At 61.5% G+C, this 15816-nt stretch carries 15 protein-coding genes; 3 read left to right on the forward strand and 12 right to left on the reverse strand.

Translation table 11 applies throughout. The features are described from left to right. The first annotated feature begins 49 nt into the window (after positions 1–49). The gene (locus tag KK137_RS13045) at positions 50–532 is read left to right on the forward strand and encodes a GAF domain-containing protein (protein ID WP_214536946.1); all 483 of its coding nucleotides are present in this window, start codon (positions 50–52) and stop codon (positions 530–532) included. 4 nt (positions 533–536) lie between these two features. Here KK137_RS13045 and KK137_RS13050 read toward each other — a convergent pair whose 3' ends face one another. The 9 genes from KK137_RS13050 to KK137_RS13090 all read right to left on the reverse strand — a co-directional run bounded on the left by KK137_RS13050 (position 537) and on the right by KK137_RS13090 (position 10772). Further along, a complete protein-coding gene (locus KK137_RS13050) occupies positions 537–3239 on the reverse strand; it encodes an MSCRAMM family protein (RefSeq protein ID WP_214536947.1) in 2703 nt (900 codons plus the stop codon). A gap of 29 nt (positions 3240–3268) precedes the next feature. Beyond that, on the reverse strand, positions 3269–4102 hold the full coding sequence (locus KK137_RS13055; protein ID WP_250893854.1) for a fimbrial biogenesis chaperone: 834 nt from the start codon (positions 4100–4102) through the stop codon (positions 3269–3271). 171 nt (positions 4103–4273) lie between these two features. Beyond that, entirely contained in the window at positions 4274–4774 is a 501-nt protein-coding gene (locus tag KK137_RS13060) for a DUF4402 domain-containing protein (protein WP_214536949.1), read from the reverse strand. 171 nt (positions 4775–4945) lie between these two features. Continuing rightward, positions 4946–5902 carry a ParB/RepB/Spo0J family partition protein gene (locus tag KK137_RS13065; protein ID WP_214536950.1) on the reverse strand — a complete coding sequence of 319 codons (957 nt, stop codon included), beginning with the start codon at positions 5900–5902 and terminating at the stop codon, positions 4946–4948. Further along, positions 5899–6675, reverse strand: coding sequence for a ParA family protein (locus tag KK137_RS13070; protein WP_214536951.1), 777 nt, complete (start codon positions 6673–6675; stop codon positions 5899–5901). Before KK137_RS13070 ends, KK137_RS13065 begins: the two co-directional genes overlap by 4 nt. After that, positions 6672–7298, reverse strand: a complete 627-nt coding sequence (gene rsmG, locus KK137_RS13075) for a 16S rRNA (guanine(527)-N(7))-methyltransferase RsmG (protein WP_214536952.1) — start codon at positions 7296–7298, stop codon at positions 6672–6674. The genes KK137_RS13070 and rsmG overlap by 4 nt, the downstream gene beginning before the upstream one ends. Beyond that, positions 7295–9151: a tRNA uridine-5-carboxymethylaminomethyl(34) synthesis enzyme MnmG gene (gene mnmG / locus KK137_RS13080; protein WP_214536956.1), complete on the reverse strand. Its 1857-nt coding sequence runs from the start codon at positions 9149–9151 to the stop codon at positions 7295–7297. Before mnmG ends, rsmG begins: the two co-directional genes overlap by 4 nt. Before the next feature lie 68 nt (positions 9152–9219). Next, the gene (mnmE, locus tag KK137_RS13085) at positions 9220–10494 is read right to left on the reverse strand and encodes a tRNA uridine-5-carboxymethylaminomethyl(34) synthesis GTPase MnmE (protein ID WP_214536958.1); all 1275 of its coding nucleotides are present in this window, start codon (positions 10492–10494) and stop codon (positions 9220–9222) included. An 11-nt stretch (positions 10495–10505) separates the two neighbouring features. Further along, on the reverse strand, positions 10506–10772 hold the full coding sequence (locus KK137_RS13090) for a DUF6489 family protein (protein WP_214536960.1): 267 nt from the start codon (positions 10770–10772) through the stop codon (positions 10506–10508). Between the two features lie 100 nt (positions 10773–10872). Here KK137_RS13090 and KK137_RS13095 point away from each other — a divergent pair, with 100 nt between their 5' ends. Next, positions 10873–11571, forward strand: coding sequence for a dienelactone hydrolase family protein (locus tag KK137_RS13095; protein WP_214536962.1), 699 nt, complete (start codon positions 10873–10875; stop codon positions 11569–11571). A 161-nt stretch (positions 11572–11732) separates the two neighbouring features. Here KK137_RS13095 and rho read toward each other — a convergent pair whose 3' ends face one another. The 3 genes from rho to hemE all read right to left on the reverse strand — a co-directional run bounded on the left by rho (position 11733) and on the right by hemE (position 14658). Next, entirely contained in the window at positions 11733–12989 is a 1257-nt protein-coding gene (rho, locus tag KK137_RS13100) for a transcription termination factor Rho (RefSeq protein WP_055923922.1), read from the reverse strand. 168 nt (positions 12990–13157) lie between these two features. Next, positions 13158–13601 carry a CopD family protein gene (locus KK137_RS13105; protein ID WP_214536963.1) on the reverse strand — a complete coding sequence of 148 codons (444 nt, stop codon included), beginning with the start codon at positions 13599–13601 and terminating at the stop codon, positions 13158–13160. A 31-nt stretch (positions 13602–13632) separates the two neighbouring features. After that, on the reverse strand, positions 13633–14658 hold the full coding sequence (hemE, locus tag KK137_RS13110; RefSeq protein WP_214536964.1) for a uroporphyrinogen decarboxylase: 1026 nt from the start codon (positions 14656–14658) through the stop codon (positions 13633–13635). A gap of 300 nt (positions 14659–14958) precedes the next feature. Here hemE and KK137_RS13115 point away from each other — a divergent pair, with 300 nt between their 5' ends. Then, positions 14959–15816, forward strand: a complete 858-nt coding sequence (locus KK137_RS13115; protein WP_214537525.1) for a pyruvate, water dikinase regulatory protein — start codon at positions 14959–14961, stop codon at positions 15814–15816.

Below are 15816 nucleotides of genomic sequence, written 5' to 3' on the forward strand. Positions count from 1 at the left end.
CCAAGCGCGCCTTTCCGGCAACGCAATCTGCGCCTAGATACCAAAGGTCATGTTCGACTTTGCCAATGACCCCGACCTTCCCAAGGAAGAACTCTACCGTGAAGTGCTCTCTGCTGCCGACGCATTGACGTCGGGCGAGCCCGATGAAGTGGCCAACATGGCGAACCTCGCCGCGCTCGTTTGGCAGTTGGTGCCGGACCTCAACTGGGCCGGGTTCTATCGAAGGATCGGAGGAGAACTGGTGTTGGGGCCGTTCTGCGGTAAGCCTGCCTGCATTCGCATTCCGCTTGGCCAAGGCGTATGCGGGACGGCGGCGGCCTTGGCGCAAACGCAGCTCGTGCCCGATGTCCACGCCTTCCCCGGGCACATCGCCTGCGACGCGGCGAGCCGCTCGGAACTCGTCGTACCGGTCGTTCGCGATCGTGAAGTGATTGCCGTGATCGACCTGGACAGCCCCCTGCCCTCACGTTTCGATGACAAGGACCAAGCTGGTTTCGAAGCGCTGGCGGCGCTGATCGCGAGCCGCATCTAGCGCTTCAAGGTCCCGTCTGTCCTTGCGATCGGGGGCCGTGAGCGATCTGCGACGCCAAGTGGAGCCGAACCGTCCCCAGGCGGTCGATCGTTTGTTGCGGGCCTATCTCGATCCCGTCCGCCACGTGGGCGTCAACGCCGAGAACCGCTTGACTGTCTGACGCCAGACGCAGCTGATACCTGCCGTAGACCACGCGGTCGAACAGGAAGAACCCGTCATATTCGCTGACGGTACTCGCCGCGACCGCGCCGTTGCAGTCTATCAGGTTGAGCTTGGCTCCCGCGAGCGGAACGTTTTCCGGACCGTTCAGAGTGCCCTCGACCTCACCGGTCGGGCTCACGGCGATCTCGATCACAGAGGATATGCCCGGTCGCGGAGTCACCACGACACCTTTGCCTTGCGGCATGAGGAAGGGATCCGGCAGCGTCGATTCATCGATGCCGATCAGGACTTTCTGATAGGGCTGAAGCCCTTCGACGATGGTATGGCCGAGCTGGTCGGTCGGCTCGCTCGACCCTACCGCACCCGCGTTCACTCCCACACTTGTCAGTGGCTCTTCGTCGTCCGAGCGACGGCCGTCTCCGTTCTCGTCGAGAAAGACCGAGATGGCCGCTTGGCCGCGCTGGGCCAGCTTCTCGCTCGACAGGCGCCACCGCCCCGTTAGCGGGTCTTGGCCCAGGCTGAAGTTGAGCGCGACATTCGCGCCAACGCTTCCTTCGGTGTCGACGCTGCCGCTGGCGGTGATCGCCACTTTGCGGAACTGGCGGATCAGACCGAGATCGAACTCAGTGGTGCCGGTGCGGTGAGTATGTTCGATATCAAGCCGCAGTTCGGACAAGCCGCCGAGGTTCTTTTCAATCGTCAGGGAGGCTTTGTCGAACCCGGTTTGCTGACCGTCCACCTTGTATGAGGCCTCGCCGCGCGCAGTCAGGCCCAGAAAGCGGGTATTGGCGAGAAGGCCTATACGGGTGCCGTCGTCCCAGTCGGACTGGCCGACCGTGTCACGATAGGTGACATATCCGGTCAGCGAAACCCGGGGCATCAGCAACGAAGCGCGAGCTGCCGCTTCGTTGACCTGGCTACCGTCGCGCCGATCGGTGATTTTCATGCCTCCCGACAGGGATATCGGCATCCGCTGGGAAGGAAGGAACGTATCCACATTCAGGCTATGCGAGGTCTTGTCCCGCGGGTCGATCAGTCCGCTCACGAAGCTGCCGTCAACCAGCAGGCTTTGCCCCTGAATGTTTAGCTGTCCTATTTTACCAATCATATCAAGCTTATAGGCGCGCCCGCGACCGAGTTCCTGAGCGCCGCTCAGATTGATCAGCACGGGACCAAGCGCCCGCTGAAGATTGAGTTCGAGGTAATCACGCCGCCGAAGGGCATAGTAGAGCGAATGCGCATTCGCCCCGATCACCGTGCGGCGATCGAGGCCATATTGCGCCCCGGCTGCGTATTGCCATCCAGCGTCGAGCCGGCTTCCCGGTGGCGGACGGCCGAACGAGATCAAATCATGATTCCGCTGGATGACTCCCGCCCAGTACTCGATCGTGCCGGGTGGAAGCGAATCGTAGCCGATCTGGATATCCTTGCTTTCCCGGCGAATTTGACCCTGGGGCCCGTACAACACCACATCGAGATCGTTATTGCCGAAAAGCAGGTTCACTTCGAATTCGTAGCGGCCGTCCGGCTTGTTGTTCTGGAAGGCTAACAACTGGCCATTGCGATAGAGTTCCGCATCCCAGCCGAGGGGCAGCGTTCCGCGCAAGATAGTGGTGCCGAAGCGATCGGATTGGTCGAGAGCGCGGTTGCTGATGAACGCGCCCCTCCCCGCTCCGCTCGCACCGGCCAAGTTGCCGGAGATCATGTCGACATCGCCAGCCACGGCCTGTGTGGCCTTCAGCGGCCCTAGCAGGCCCCGATCGGGATCCATGCGGTAGGCGCGAATCCTCAGGCTGTCAGGCACACCGTCGCTGTCGGACGCGAGGCGTAGGTCGAAGCTGGCTCGGGCCACTTCGCCGCTGGCAAATATCTCATACCGCGTATTGAGTTGTGAATGGCGGCCGCCGTGATTGTAGTTGGCCTGGGCAACGACATCGACGGAGGGCATGCGCCATAGGGCGTAGGGTTGTCGTGCTTGCGGATAGGCGCTGAAGTCGGTGCGTTCGCGCTCCGGGTGCAGTCGCGCGGCGCGACTTTGCCGCTCGATCGCGTCGACAAACGGAAGACGTTTCTCGCTGTCGATCGTGAGCGAGGAGTTGCGGAGGTTGGGCGTCAGGGTGACGCCAAGCCATCCCCCCAGAGACCGGGTATCGATGCACCATCCCTCGGGCGTGTCATGAATTTCGCCCGGCTGCAGGCCACGCGTCATGTTCATGGTTTGTACTGTACTTGTGTCCCGGTCGATAGTGAGGGTCTGCTCTTCAGCGAAGATCCAGCCAGTTGCGCGGCGCGACTTCCTGTCGAGGCGCACAGGAATGTCGAGAGACTGAATTAGATCGGCGAGGTCGACACAGACTCCATCAGGAGTCCGGTAGCCGCGCACTTCATTCATCAGGCGATATTGCTTCACCTGGAGTTGGAACAGGACAGAGTCTTCCTCGGACGGCGTGTAGTGCCCGTCTTGCGCCAGCGCGGCGGCGCCCCAAAACGGCAAACAGGCGGCCGCGAATGTCGCGACGGCCTTGAGCCGTAAGAGACCGAACATAGGCATGGGGTGGTATGAAAGCGCCCGGTTCAGCGCAAAACGGCGTTGAGCGACGCGATGAGCACGCCACCTTCGGCAACCGGTTCGCGGAATTCGACCCGGATCTGGCCGTGCATGGCGGCGGCCTGGTCGGCGGAGATCGGAAGCGTGGTGTGGCGACTGCCGATTTCGGGATAGACGCCGAGGCCGCGGGCGACGAACACAGGCTCGCTCCCGCTGCCGTAGACGAGGAGATCGCCGTAAAGCGAGGCATCGCCGGAGCGTGAGATATCGATCGCGAAAGCGTAACTGCCCTCAGTCTGCTCGATCCGAGGATTGGCCAGTCCGGCGACGACTTCGAGTTGTCCCTTGCGGACAATGATTGGCATCGTGATGCCGTAAATCGGAGTAATCTTGACCACGAAACCATCAGCGGGAGCATCTTCCGACTGGGCGATAGGTTGGACCTTCGGGATCGCCGCAAAGGACATGTGGACCCGGTATTCCCCATCGGGCAGATCGGCACCGGGGCGCGCGCTGATACGGATGGCTTGCGGTTCACCCGGAGGCAGGACTACCCGGCGCGGTGCGTAGCGGATCATCTCCAGCGCCGCCGCTTCGGCGATATTCGCCTCGGCGGAATCGACGGGTTCCAGGCTTCCTTCAGGGGTCATCCGCCGCAGCTCGAGAGAGACCCGGTACGTAGCCTCTTCAGCTCCGACGTTTGACAGAATGACTTCACCGCCACGCCGGCCGTCTAGGACGAGGCGGGTTGGTGCGATCAGCAAGTCGCCCTGCGCCGCGACTGGGACCGGCAGGACTAGATTGAGACCGATTGTGACGAAAAGAGCGGCGCCAGAACGACGCAATCGAACGAACGGCATAAGTCCCTTTCGCTAAGGGGTTTTACGTAGTCGTCCGTTTCCTAAGTCAAGCAGGGTTAATTCGGCGTAAACCCTAGCAGCAGGTCGCCAACACAAAGGCCGTCCCGCCCGCAAGCGGAACGGCCTCAGCTTGTGCAGCCCGGCCATCCTGCCGGCCTGGCTTAGGCGTAATTAGTTATAAACAACAACCACTTCGAGCTGGCCGCTGTAGACGCCAGCAGCCTGGTTCGTCGCGAGCGTCAGGGTGCCGCCGACGTTGAAGTCATTGCCCGTCGGGCCAAGGACGAGCGTCGAGTACTGGCTGGCGAGCGTCAGCGGCAAGACGTTCGCACCGCTCTGAAGCTGGATCGTCTGGTTGGTGAACGAAATGGCGACGGGGAGACCGCTCTCGCCCGCCACATGGAACGTGGCAACGCCAGGAGCGCCGGCCGTGCAAACGAGGCCCGGGGTGCAAGTACGCGCGCCGGTAGAGGCGTTGACGGTCACGTTGCCGCCCACGCCACTGTTGGCGATAGTACCGAAGTCAAGCAGGGCGTCGGTGGCGGTCACCGAGAGCGAAGTCAGGATATTGGCCTGAGCCGTCGCGGTCGCGGTCGCGGCCGAAGCAGACGTCGAAAAGCCGAGAGCGGCGATCGCCATGCCCACAGCGGCGTTACGCAGAGTCGAGTTCATGTGTTAACCCCTTCCAAGCGTGAGCGGCGTGTCCTCGAAACGATTCCCCAGGCACACCGGTCACTCGAACGGGAAATTCCCCCCGTCATCGAGCCCATTACGGTCGAGCCTGTTCAAGCTTGGTCTTCAAATGTGGTTAACGACTACGGGGTTTTACGTAAGGAATGTACGCTAGATTCCGCCCCCGGTGAGGCGCTGGCAAATCAGGTCGAGCTGATCGAGCGTGCGATAGCGGATTGTAACGGCTCCAGAACGGGGATCCGTGTCTGCTGCGATCCTTACCGGGAGGCCGAGAAATTCCTCGAGATGGTTCTGCACTGCAGCGATATCCGCATCGCCGGCCGGATCGCGAGAATCCCTTGCCTGGCGCCTGACAGGCGTACCCCCCCGGCGAGCGAGCTTCTCGACTTCGCGAACGGAAAGCTTCTGATCGACCGCGCGTTGCGCCAACGCCTCAGCGTCCTCGCGCCCCACTAGGGCGCGTCCGTGCCCCATATCGAGGCGACCTGCTTCCAGATGGTCCAGAACCGGTCGAGGCAGCGAGAGCAAGCGTTGGAGATTGGCGACGTGGCTACGAGACTTACCAACCAAACGAGCGATCTCGGCCTGAGGCAAGTCGTCGCGCTCGCCCAGACGTTGATAGGCCCGCGCTTCCTCGACCGGATTGAGATCTTCGCGTTGGATGTTCTCGATCAAAGCCAACGCCATCACGTCGCGCTCTTCGAGATCGCGAACTAACGCGGGAATCTCATGGAGTTGCGCCTTCTGCGCCGCGCGCCACCGGCGTTCGCCGGCAACCAGCTGGTAACGTCCGCCTGCCAGCGGGCGAACGATCACAGGCTGAATCACACCGCGCTCGGCGATCGAGACTGAAAGTTCCTCAAGCGCCGTTTCGTCGAAGTGACGCCGCGGCTGTTCGGGATGCGGCTCTATGGCCGCTACCGGAAGACTGGCCAGACCAGAGGAATCCAATTTGTCGGCCGTCGAACCTTCCAGGCCTACAGGGACTTCACGTCCCGAGGCGACTAGAGGTTCCTCACGACGCATTTCTCCCATCAGGGCGCTAAGCCCCCGGCCCAGGCCACGCTTGGGAACGGCCCGCGAGTCGATGCGATCTTCAGCGCTCATGCGGCAACCCTCTCCTTAGGCAGTCGTCCGATAAGTTCCCGGGCCAATGCCATGTAGGCCACGCTGCCCGCACAGGACTGGTCATAAATCAGGGCCGGCAGGCCATGGCTGGGCGCTTCGGACAGACGGACATTGCGCGGAATGACCGCTTCGAAAACCAGCTTGCCCAGGCATTCGCGCACATCTTCCGCGACTTGATCGGTCAAGCGGTTACGTCGGTCGAACATCGTCAACACAATGCCGATGATCCCCAGGTTTGGATTGAAGCGCTGCTGAACTTGATCAACCGTGGTCAGGAGCTGACTGAGGCCCTCCAGGGCAAAGAACTCACATTGAAGTGGCACCATCAGGGTGTCTGCAGCAGTCAAGGCGTTCAACGTCAGAAGACCGAGCGACGGCGGACAATCGATGAAGCATACGTCGTGCTCTGTATGACCAGCCAGTGCGGCGCCGAGACGACCGGTGCGGTTCTCGACCGTCACCAATTCAATCTCCGCCCCGCTCAGATCAACGGTTGCAGGCACAACATCGAGCCCCGGAATGCTGGTAGGGACCGTGCAGTCTTCGACTTTCGCCTGCTCGACGAGGAGGTCGTAACTGGAAAACTCACGCCGAGCCCCTTCAATGCCGAGGCCGGTGGAAGCGTTTCCCTGGGGATCGAGGTCGACCAGGAGGGTTTTCCATCCTGCCGCTGCCATTGCCGTGGCAATGTTGATGGCGGTAGTCGTCTTGCCGACCCCACCCTTCTGATTGGCTATCGCGATCCGGATCATCGGACTTTCGGTGTCCCTTGTCCCACTAGGATGCCCCCTCCCTCGTCAGTTTGCGATTGTTCCACGTGGAACATGTCTCGCACCGGAAGCGGCTGTGTCTCCAGTTCTTGCGCCGCCGAACGCCCTTTGGGCAACAGCCACACCGTGTTGCGTGTGGAAAACCGGGCGGACAACTGCAGGAGCTTACCCAAAGGAGCGAAAGCTCGGGCCGTAATCACCCCGGCAGGAAAGGTCTCGACGTTTTCCAGACGGGCTCCCAAAACGGAGCAATTCTTTAAGTCCAAAAAGTGTGCCGCGCGAAGGAGCCATTCAGAACGGCGCTTACGTGATTCGACAAGGACCAGATTTAGCTCGGGTCTGGCGGCGGCCAGCACCAGGCCCGGAAAGCCGGCACCACTTCCCATGTCCAACCATGCGCCTGTTTCACGTGGAACAAAATCAATTAGCTGAAGACTATCGGCGAAGTGTCGTTGCCAAATGGCCTCGAGACTGGCCGTCGAGACCAGATTTTGAACCGCGTTTTCCTCCCCGAGAAGTCGGGCAAAAGCGTGCAGCCGTTCCATGCCCGCGACATCGGTCCGGGCCGCGCAGAAGGCTTGGGCCGCACCTTCGCCGGCGATCATGCGGCCACCGAGTTAGGCCGCCGCGCGAACACAAGAACCGCAGCGAGCGCGGCAGGAGTGATCCCACGGACTCGGCCAGCGGCAGCCAAGTTGGCTGGCTTCGCGGTCGCTAGCCGCTCAACCATCTCATTGGAGAGACCCGGGACTTGGTGAAAAGGAAAATTCGGCCCCAGCACAACAGACTCACTGGACCTAAGCTCCCTCAATTCACTGTCCTGCCGTTCAAGGTAAGGAGCGTAAGAGGCATCCTCGGCCATCTCTCCAGCGATCTCAGAATCAACTTCTAGATTCAAATCAATCCAGGGCCGGAGCGCCGCCAGATCTACGTCGGGATAGCGGAGCCACTCGGCCAATGTCTTACGGCCGGCATCCCTGCGAACCGAGATCCCTATGTTGGCAAGGTCTGAAGACCTTACTTCATTCTCAAGCGCACCTGCCCACCTGGACCGCAAGGCTTCGCGATCCAAATACCAGCTGCGCCGCTCATCCCCAACGCATCCCGCCGCCAGTGCCAGCGGTGTGAGGCGAGTCGTCGCGTTGTTCGCCCTAAGGCGCAGGCGATATTCTGCCCGCGCCGTCAGCATCCGGTAAGGCTCGCTCACGCCGTGCAAGGTGAGATCGTCGATCATGACTGCAATGTAGCTGTTGCCTCGATCAAGCTTCACCGCTTCCCGGCCTAGCACCGCAGCAGCGGCACGCATCCCGGCATAGAGTCCTTGCGCAGCGGCCTCCTCGTAGCCCGTTGTGCCGTTGATCTGACCCGCACAATATAGCCCGGGCATTGTGTGAAGCTGCAGATCCTGACCCAGCGCGCGCGGATCGATATGGTCGTACTCGACCGCATAGCCGGGAACCACGATCTCCACCCGTTCAAGCCCTTCCATCGTCCGGAGCATGTCCAACTGCACATCGCCTGGAAGGGACGTACTGACTCCGTTCGGATAAACCAGGTGCGTCGACAAACCCTCCGGCTCAAGAAAAACCTGATGTCCATCGCGATCACCAAACCGATGAATCTTGTCCTCGATCGATGGGCAGTAGCGGGGACCCGCTGCCTCGATCGCACCGGTAAACAAGGGAGAGCGATGGAGGTTCTCACGAATTATCTCATGAGTACGAACGTTGGTTCGTGAAATCGCGCAGAACACCTGAGGGTTCGGACGCGAGTTCGACAGTGGCGACATGGTCCAAGGTTGAGCGTCCGAAGCCTGCTCTTCGAGGCGCCCCCAATCGATGGTCCGACCGTCGAGGCGCGGTGGAGTTCCGGTCTTGAGCCTGGCCATCGGCAAGGATGCCTCGCGCAACTGCGCGGCGAGACGCTGGGCCGATGCTTCACCGATCCTCCCACCCGTCATGCGTTCCTCACCACGGAACAACGACCCACCTAGAAAGGTGCCAGTGCACAGAACGATTGCGCTAGCCTCGATCCGGCTGCCGTCGGCTAGTTCAACTCCTCGGACGCGGTCGCCCTCAAAAACCAGTGCAGCGGCCTCACCCGCGATGGTCGTAAGATTCGGCTGCCGGGAAATCATCTGTTGAACAGCCGACTTGAATAAACGACGATCCGCCTGAACGCGAGGGCCCCATACCGCGCTACCCTTAGAGCGGTTGAGCATGCGGTAGTGTATCGCCGCGGCATCAGCCGCTCGGGCAATCAGTCCATCCAACGCATCGACTTCGCGAACGAGGTGACCCTTGCCAAGTCCGCCGATCGCTGGATTGCAGCTCATCGCACCAATCGCATCGAGGTCGAACGAGATCAGCGCCGTGCGCGCACCCATGCGTGCGGAAACGGACGCCGCTTCGCAGCCGGAATGGCCACCACCGATAACTAGGACGTCGAAGGCATTCATACTTGTCGCCCTAATCCGCGACACGGCTCGGGTCAAAACCGGAAAGGTGTTTCACGTGAAACACCTGCCTACTTTCCAATGCAGAACCGCCCGAACAGAGTATCGAGTACGTCTTCAGTCGAGCTTCGGCCGATAAGTCGATCAAATGCCAGCCGGCACTGTCGCAGAAGCTCCGCCCGCAATAGCGGGTCATCCTCGACGGCAGCCGGGCCAAGCGCGTCCACAGCCTCTTGAAGCAGCAACCGCTGACGCCGATTGAGCGCCGTTTCACCGGGCTTGGGCATCGCCGCCAAGGCCTGCGCGATCAAACCCTGCTTCAGCGCACCGATGTTCTCACCTGTCACGGCAGACACGCTGTAGCGCGGCAAACTCTTGGCCTCGTGCGCTTCCCGATCACATTGCGCGTCGATCTCCCAGCAATCATCGGGGCCCTCGCCCTCCGGTCCAAGCCATAAGACCAAGTCCGCACGCTCGATTTCAATCTGGGCCCGCTCGATTCCGATGGTCTCAACAGGGTCAAGACTTGCGTCTCGCAAGCCCGCCATGTCTACAAAGCTGAAAGGTACTCCGCCAAGCGCCACCGGGCGCACAAGCACGTCGCGCGTGGTTCCCGCTATAGGAGTCGTTATCGCGGCTTCACTTTCAATCAAAGCATTGAAAAGCGTAGATTTCCCTGCGTTGGGTGGTCCAGCCAAGGCCACTCGGTAACCCTCCCGCAAGATTTCGGCAGATGGAACGGACAACCCCTCGCTGATCTCATCAGCCAACATCAGGATGGCGTTGCCGAATGTCGCGGGAAGCAAACCGACATCGCCCTCATCTTCGAAATCGAGGACAGCTTCCAGTTGTGCCGACAGTCCGAGCACGCGATCGCGCCATCCCTCCACCCGCCGTGACAGTAACCCACCCGCCATGCCGATGGCGGCTTGCCGCTGGAGTTCGGTCTCCGCTGACAGGAGGTCGGCAAGGCCCTCCGCTTCAGCGAGGTCGATCCTACCGTTGGCAAAGGCTCGGCGTGTGAACTCGCCAGGTTCGGCCCGGCGCAGTCCTGGCAAACCAGAAAGAGCATTCTCAACAGCCGTAACTACCGCTCGCCCACCGTGCAGGTGAAACTCGGCCAAATCCTCTCCAGTCGCGGTATGCGGACCCGGAAACCACAGGACCAGCCCGTCGTCGAGCAACTCACCCGCTTCACTACGCAGCGTCGCGCGGCTGGCTCGACGGGGCTGTGGTAAACGTCCTGCTAATTGCTCCAAAGAAAGCGCCGCATTCGACCCACTGACTCGGACGACAGCGATCCCCGCTGGCGGAGAGCCGCTAGAAAGGGCGAAAATTGTTTCCATGGACGAGGCGATCAGGCGTCCGGTTTATCGGGATCGGCGATCGGTCGCTCACCGGCCTTGCGGGCGTTCTCGACGAAGCTCTCGAACATCCTCAGGCCCATCTGCCCCATCGGTGCCAGCTGCTTCGCATAATCCCGCAGTTGGTCGGTATTGGCGGCCCCTTGCATCGCCTTCGCGAAAGCATCGACGTAGACAGCGTTGGCTTTCTCAACGTCGGGCAGGCCCATGAAACGGCGGGCTTCCTCCGGCGTACAATCGATTTCGACATGAACCTTCACGGAAGCAGCCTTTCGTCGCAGCGCGCCGTTTGGCGGAACACGCTTGGGTGAACCGCGTATCGTCGGCATAATGTCCGGCGCACGCGGGGAGGCATCTTATATGAGCGACACGGTCAGCATTTCCACCCTCGAGCACGACGGAAGCTTTTCCGCCTATTGTGCTCAGCCTTCAGGAACACCGCGTGGCGCCATCGTGGTGATCCAGGAAATCTTCGGGGTGAATCCCGGCATTCGCCACAAATGCGACCGCCTGGCCGAGGCCGGCTATCTCGCACTCGCGCCCGACCTGTTCTGGCGGATCGAGCCAGAGGTCGAACTGGACCCCGACGTTGAGGCTGACTTCAAGCGCGCGCTCGACCTGATGGGCCGGTTCGCCCAGGACCAGGGCGTAGCCGATATCGAAGCGACGATCCGCCATGCCCGTGACAGTCTCGGCGTGCCCAAGGTCGGCGCGGTCGGTTACTGTCTTGGCGGGCGGCTTGCGTTCATGGTCGCGGCCCGAACCGACGCGGACGCCACGGTCGGCTACTATCCGGTGGGCATAGACAACTTGCTGCGCGAGAAACACGCCATCGCCAAGCCGCTAATGCTGCATATCGCCGGCGCTGACGGATTTGTGCCACCCCCGGTGCAGCAGGCGATGCACGACGGGTTAGACGATCATCCGAGAGTAACGCTGCACGATTACCCTGGTCTCGACCACGGCTTTGCCACTGAAATGGGCAAGCGGCGCAACGAGCAGGGCGCCGATCTCGCCGATAGCCGGACCGCGGCGTTCTTCGCCGATCATCTCGGGTAACGGGCCGAATGGGGATGGCACCCCGGTATCGCTTACATCGCCAGCATCACGGAGACCGAGACCTCATCGTCACCTCGGACGCACGCTCCGAGGCCGGTGTGGTTGGTGCAACCACCCGGCCCGGAGGCGCTGATATGAGCGCGTTCTGAGTCCCCAGCCGCTTACTGGTTCATGGTCGCGAAGAAGTCTTCGTTGGACTTGGAGTCCTTCATCTTGTCGAGGAGGAACTCCATCGCGTCGACCGTGCCCATCTGCATGAGGATCCTGCGCAGGACCCACATCTTGCTGAGCTGGTCCTTGCCCACGAGCAGCTCTTCCTTGCGCGTGCCGGACTTGCCGACGTCGAGCGAGGGGAAGATGCGCTTGTCGGAGACCTTCCGGTCAAGGACGATTTCCGAGTTACCGGTACCCTTGAATTCTTCGAAGATAACCTCGTCCATACGGCTGCCGGTATCGATCAGGGCAGTGGCAATGATCGAGAGCGAGCCGCCCTCTTCGATGTTGCGCGCGGCGCCGAAGAAACGCTTCGGACGCTGCAGGGCGTTGGCGTCGACACCGCCGGTGAGGACCTTGCCCGAACTCGGCACAACCGTGTTGTAGGCGCGGCCCAGACGGGTGATCGAATCGAGCAGGATCACCACGTCCTTCTTATGCTCGACCAGGCGCTTGGCCTTTTCTATAACCATTTCAGCAACTTGCACGTGGCGTGTGGCGGGTTCATCGAAGGTCGAAGAGATAACCTCGCCTTTCACCGAACGCTGCATGTCGGTGACTTCCTCGGGACGCTCGTCGACCAGGAGGACGATCAGAAACACTTCCGGGTGGTTGTCGGTGATCGCCTTGGCGATGTTCTGCAGAAGCACCGTTTTACCGGTACGCGGCGGTGCCACGATCAGCGCGCGCTGGCCCTTGCCCTGAGGACTGATGAGATCGATCACTCGAGCCGACTTGTCCTTCACGGTCGGGTCGGTGGTATCGAGATTGAGGCGCTCGTCCGGATAGAGAGGCGTCAGGTTGTCGAAGTTGGTGCGGTGACGCACAGCATCGGGATCGTCGTAATTGACGCTCTTGAGCGTCGTGAGAGCAAAATAACGCTCCCCATCCTTGGGAGCGCGGATTTCGCCTTCGACGGTGTCGCCGGTACGCAGGCCCCATTTGCGGACCTGGTTCGGGGAAACGTAGATATCGTCCGGGCCGGCGAGGTAGTTCGCTTCGGGACTGCGGAGGAAACCGAATCCGTCTTGCAGCACCTCGATCGTGCCCTGACCGACGATTTCCTCACCGTCTTCGGCGACTTCCTTGAGGATGCCGAACATGAGGTCCTGCCGGCGCATGGTCGAGGCGCCTTCGACGCCGAGCTCTTCGGCCATTTCGACCAGTTCGGCCGGCGCCCTTTTCTTAAGTTCTTTCAGATGCATGATGGTATTCCAGTATTCAGGTGGGAGCCGGCAGGTCGTTTGGGCTTGGAGAAAGCAAGACCCGGCCGCTCGGAACGGCGGCCTCAGCCGGTGACACGACAGATATGGGCTCGCCGCTTAGCCGTCAATTCATAGCAGCGGCGAGCGGGAACCACTCGTCGCGTTTTATCAGAACGGCTTGATGATGACGAGGATCACGATCAGCGCCACGGCGATGCCCGGCACTTCGTTGAGCAGCCGCAATTGCTTGCCCGTAAGGGTCCGTTCTCCGCTCGCCAGCTTGCGGGCATAAGCGCTCAGATAGCCATGATAGCCCGAGAGTCCCAGCACCAGCAGCAACTTGGCGTGGAACCAGCCCTGGCTCCAGGCCCCGATGGCATAGGCGAGCAGCAAGCCAAGCATCCACACGACGACGATCGAGGGCATGAGGATGATCTTGAGCAGCTTGCGCTCCCGATCGATCCACTGCGCATTCTCGGGCGAATCCGGCGCCGCTTCCTGGTGATAGACGAACAGCCGGGGCAGCATGAACAGTCCGGCCATCCAGAAGATCACGAAAATGAGGTGGCCGGCCTTGAGCCAGTAGTACAGCGTTGCGAGCAGGTCGTGCATGATTTCGGTCTACTGTGGGGAACGCCGCCCGTCACCCCCGCCAGTTGCGAACAGTGGAAAGCAACCGTTCGACGTGGGCGATCGGGGTTTCCTTGTCGATCCCATGGCCAAGGTTGAACACATGCGGACGGCCGGCAAAGGCTTCGAGCACTCTGATCGCGGCAGCCTCAAGCCCCGCACCACCTGCGAGCAATTGCAGCGGGTCGAGATTGCCCTGCACCGGCAGGCCGGACGGAAGCGCCTTGTCAGCCCACAGCGGATCGATGGTCTCGTCGAGGCCGAGGGCATCGACCCCGGTCTCCTTCGCATAGGCCGGCAATTTCTCGCCCGCCCCCTTGGGAAAGCCGATGACCGGAACGCCCGGATGACGGCGATGGATCTCCGCGACGATGGCCGCGTTAGGCGCGATCACCCAACGCTCGAACTCGGTCGGGGCCAGGCTGCCCGCCCAGCTATCGAACAACTGCACCGCCTCGGCGCCTGCGTCGATCTGCCCGGACAGATATTCGATGCTCGCGGCCACGATCGCCTCGAGGATCTCGCTGAGCGCCCCAGGATCGCTGTAAGCGAGCGTACGCGAGGCTTGCTGGTCCCGGCTACCCTCCCCAGCAATCATGTACGTAGCGACCGTCCACGGGCTCCCAGCGAAGCCCAGCAGGGTCGTCTCGGGCCCAAGCTGCTCCCGCACCAGCCGAACGGTTCGGTAGATCGGGTCGAGCCGCTCCGGCGCCGCCGTTAGCGAAGCGAGCGCGGCATCGACCAGGCGCGGAGAGAGATGCGGGCCTTCGCCCGCCAGGAACGCGAGGTCCTGACCCAGCGCGTGCGGGATGACCAGGATGTCGGAGAACAGGATCGCCCCGTCGAATCCGAAGCGGCGGATAGGCTGGATCGTCACCTCCGCCGCGGCCTCGCTGTCGTGCACGAGCTCGAGAAATCCGCCCTTCTCCGCCCGCAGCGCGCGGTATTCGGGCAGGTAACGGCCAGCCTGGCGCATGAGCCAAACGGGTCGCTGGAGGCCAGATTGTCCGCGCAAGGTGTCGAGCAGAAGACCAGGCATTCGAGAGGTCCAATCCAATAAATATATATTTTTAAATAGGATTCAGGACTCTGTTGGCCCTGTGGATATTGGGGATGGCCGCCCCTTGCCCGATTTATCCCGGGTTGAGAAGGGTGTGGCGCCGCGGCGAATCCGCAGAGGTCCGCGTCAAGTTCTGGTTCTCCACGCTATCCCCAGCCTGTCGATAGATCCTCCGGCTTGTTGATCCAGCCGTGTCCGAATCAGCGGGTAATGGGGGTGGAATTCTTTGCCGAACTTGTCCGGCACTCCCTCCCGTGGTTTATGCCGGGACTTGTCCACATGACCCTGCTTCATCTTCATCTGCTCTCGGACTCGACCGGCGAAACGCTGGAGATGATCACCAATGCGGCGCTTGCGCAATTCGACGATGCGGAGGTGATCCGCCACTTCTGGCCGATGGTACGCTCGATGCAGCATCTCGATCGTATCGTCGAGGAACTGTCCACTCATCCCGGCCTCGTGCTTTACACCCTGGTCAATGACGACACCCGCCGCCGACTGGAAGAGCGGTGCCGAACACTTGGCCTCCCCCATGTCGCACCACTCGATACCGTGACGGCCGCGCTCGAAGATCGGCTGGGTGAAGAGGCGAAGGGCCGTCCCGGCCGTCAGCATATGATGGACGATGCCTATTTCGCCCGCGTTGACGCGATCCAGTTTACCATCGCCCATGACGATGGGATCGCGGCAGAAGACTGGGAAGAGGCTGACATCGTCCTGGCCGGCGTGTCGCGCAGCTCCAAGACGCCGACGAGCATTTATCTCGCCAATCGCGGTTTCAAGGTGGCCAATATCCCGCTGGTGGTCGAAAGTCCGCCGCCCCCCTCGCTGTTCCAGTTGCGGCATCCGATGGTTGTCGGCCTTACCACCGCCCCGCGACGACTGGTGGAAATCCGGCGCAATCGCCTGCTCTCGCTCAACGAAAAGACCGAGACGGCCTATGTGGATGAAGAGCGGGTCGAGCGTGAAGTGGCATTTGCCCGGCGCATGTTCGCCGATAATGGGTGGCCGGTGATTGACGTCACTCGCCGTTCGATTGAAGAAACGGCTGCGGCCGTGATCAAGCTGTTCAACGAACGCCGGGCGAAGGCCGGGCTGGCTGGAGCCGGGACCAAGCCAATGAGTGGGCCGGTATGA

Origin of the sequence: Croceibacterium selenioxidans, assembly GCF_018599195.1 — a bacterium.
Lineage (GTDB): Bacteria > Pseudomonadota > Alphaproteobacteria > Sphingomonadales > Sphingomonadaceae > Croceibacterium_A > Croceibacterium_A selenioxidans.

What these genes read in the sequence shown, in the direction of transcription:
- mnmE (WP_214536958.1), bottom strand. Translation starts at nt 10,494, where the DNA reads ATGGAAACAATTTTCGCCCTTTCTAGCGGCTCTCCGCCAGCGGGGATC.
- mnmG (WP_214536956.1), bottom strand. Translation starts at nt 9,151, where the DNA reads ATGAATGCCTTCGACGTCCTAGTTATCGGTGGTGGCCATTCCGGCTGC.
- KK137_RS13055 (WP_250893854.1), bottom strand. Translation starts at nt 4,102, where the DNA reads ATGCCGTTCGTTCGATTGCGTCGTTCTGGCGCCGCTCTTTTCGTCACA.
- hemE (WP_214536964.1), bottom strand. Translation starts at nt 14,658, where the DNA reads ATGCCTGGTCTTCTGCTCGACACCTTGCGCGGACAATCTGGCCTCCAG.
- KK137_RS13105 (WP_214536963.1), bottom strand. Translation starts at nt 13,601, where the DNA reads ATGCACGACCTGCTCGCAACGCTGTACTACTGGCTCAAGGCCGGCCAC.
- rho (WP_055923922.1), bottom strand. Translation starts at nt 12,989, where the DNA reads ATGCATCTGAAAGAACTTAAGAAAAGGGCGCCGGCCGAACTGGTCGAA.
- KK137_RS13060 (WP_214536949.1), bottom strand. Translation starts at nt 4,774, where the DNA reads ATGAACTCGACTCTGCGTAACGCCGCTGTGGGCATGGCGATCGCCGCT.
- KK137_RS13050 (WP_214536947.1), bottom strand. Translation starts at nt 3,239, where the DNA reads ATGTTCGGTCTCTTACGGCTCAAGGCCGTCGCGACATTCGCGGCCGCC.
- KK137_RS13070 (WP_214536951.1), bottom strand. Translation starts at nt 6,675, where the DNA reads ATGATCCGGATCGCGATAGCCAATCAGAAGGGTGGGGTCGGCAAGACG.
- rsmG (WP_214536952.1), bottom strand. Translation starts at nt 7,298, where the DNA reads ATGATCGCCGGCGAAGGTGCGGCCCAAGCCTTCTGCGCGGCCCGGACC.
- KK137_RS13115 (WP_214537525.1), top strand. Translation starts at nt 14,959, where the DNA reads ATGACCCTGCTTCATCTTCATCTGCTCTCGGACTCGACCGGCGAAACG.
- KK137_RS13095 (WP_214536962.1), top strand. Translation starts at nt 10,873, where the DNA reads ATGAGCGACACGGTCAGCATTTCCACCCTCGAGCACGACGGAAGCTTT.
- KK137_RS13045 (WP_214536946.1), top strand. Translation starts at nt 50, where the DNA reads ATGTTCGACTTTGCCAATGACCCCGACCTTCCCAAGGAAGAACTCTAC.
- KK137_RS13065 (WP_214536950.1), bottom strand. Translation starts at nt 5,902, where the DNA reads ATGAGCGCTGAAGATCGCATCGACTCGCGGGCCGTTCCCAAGCGTGGC.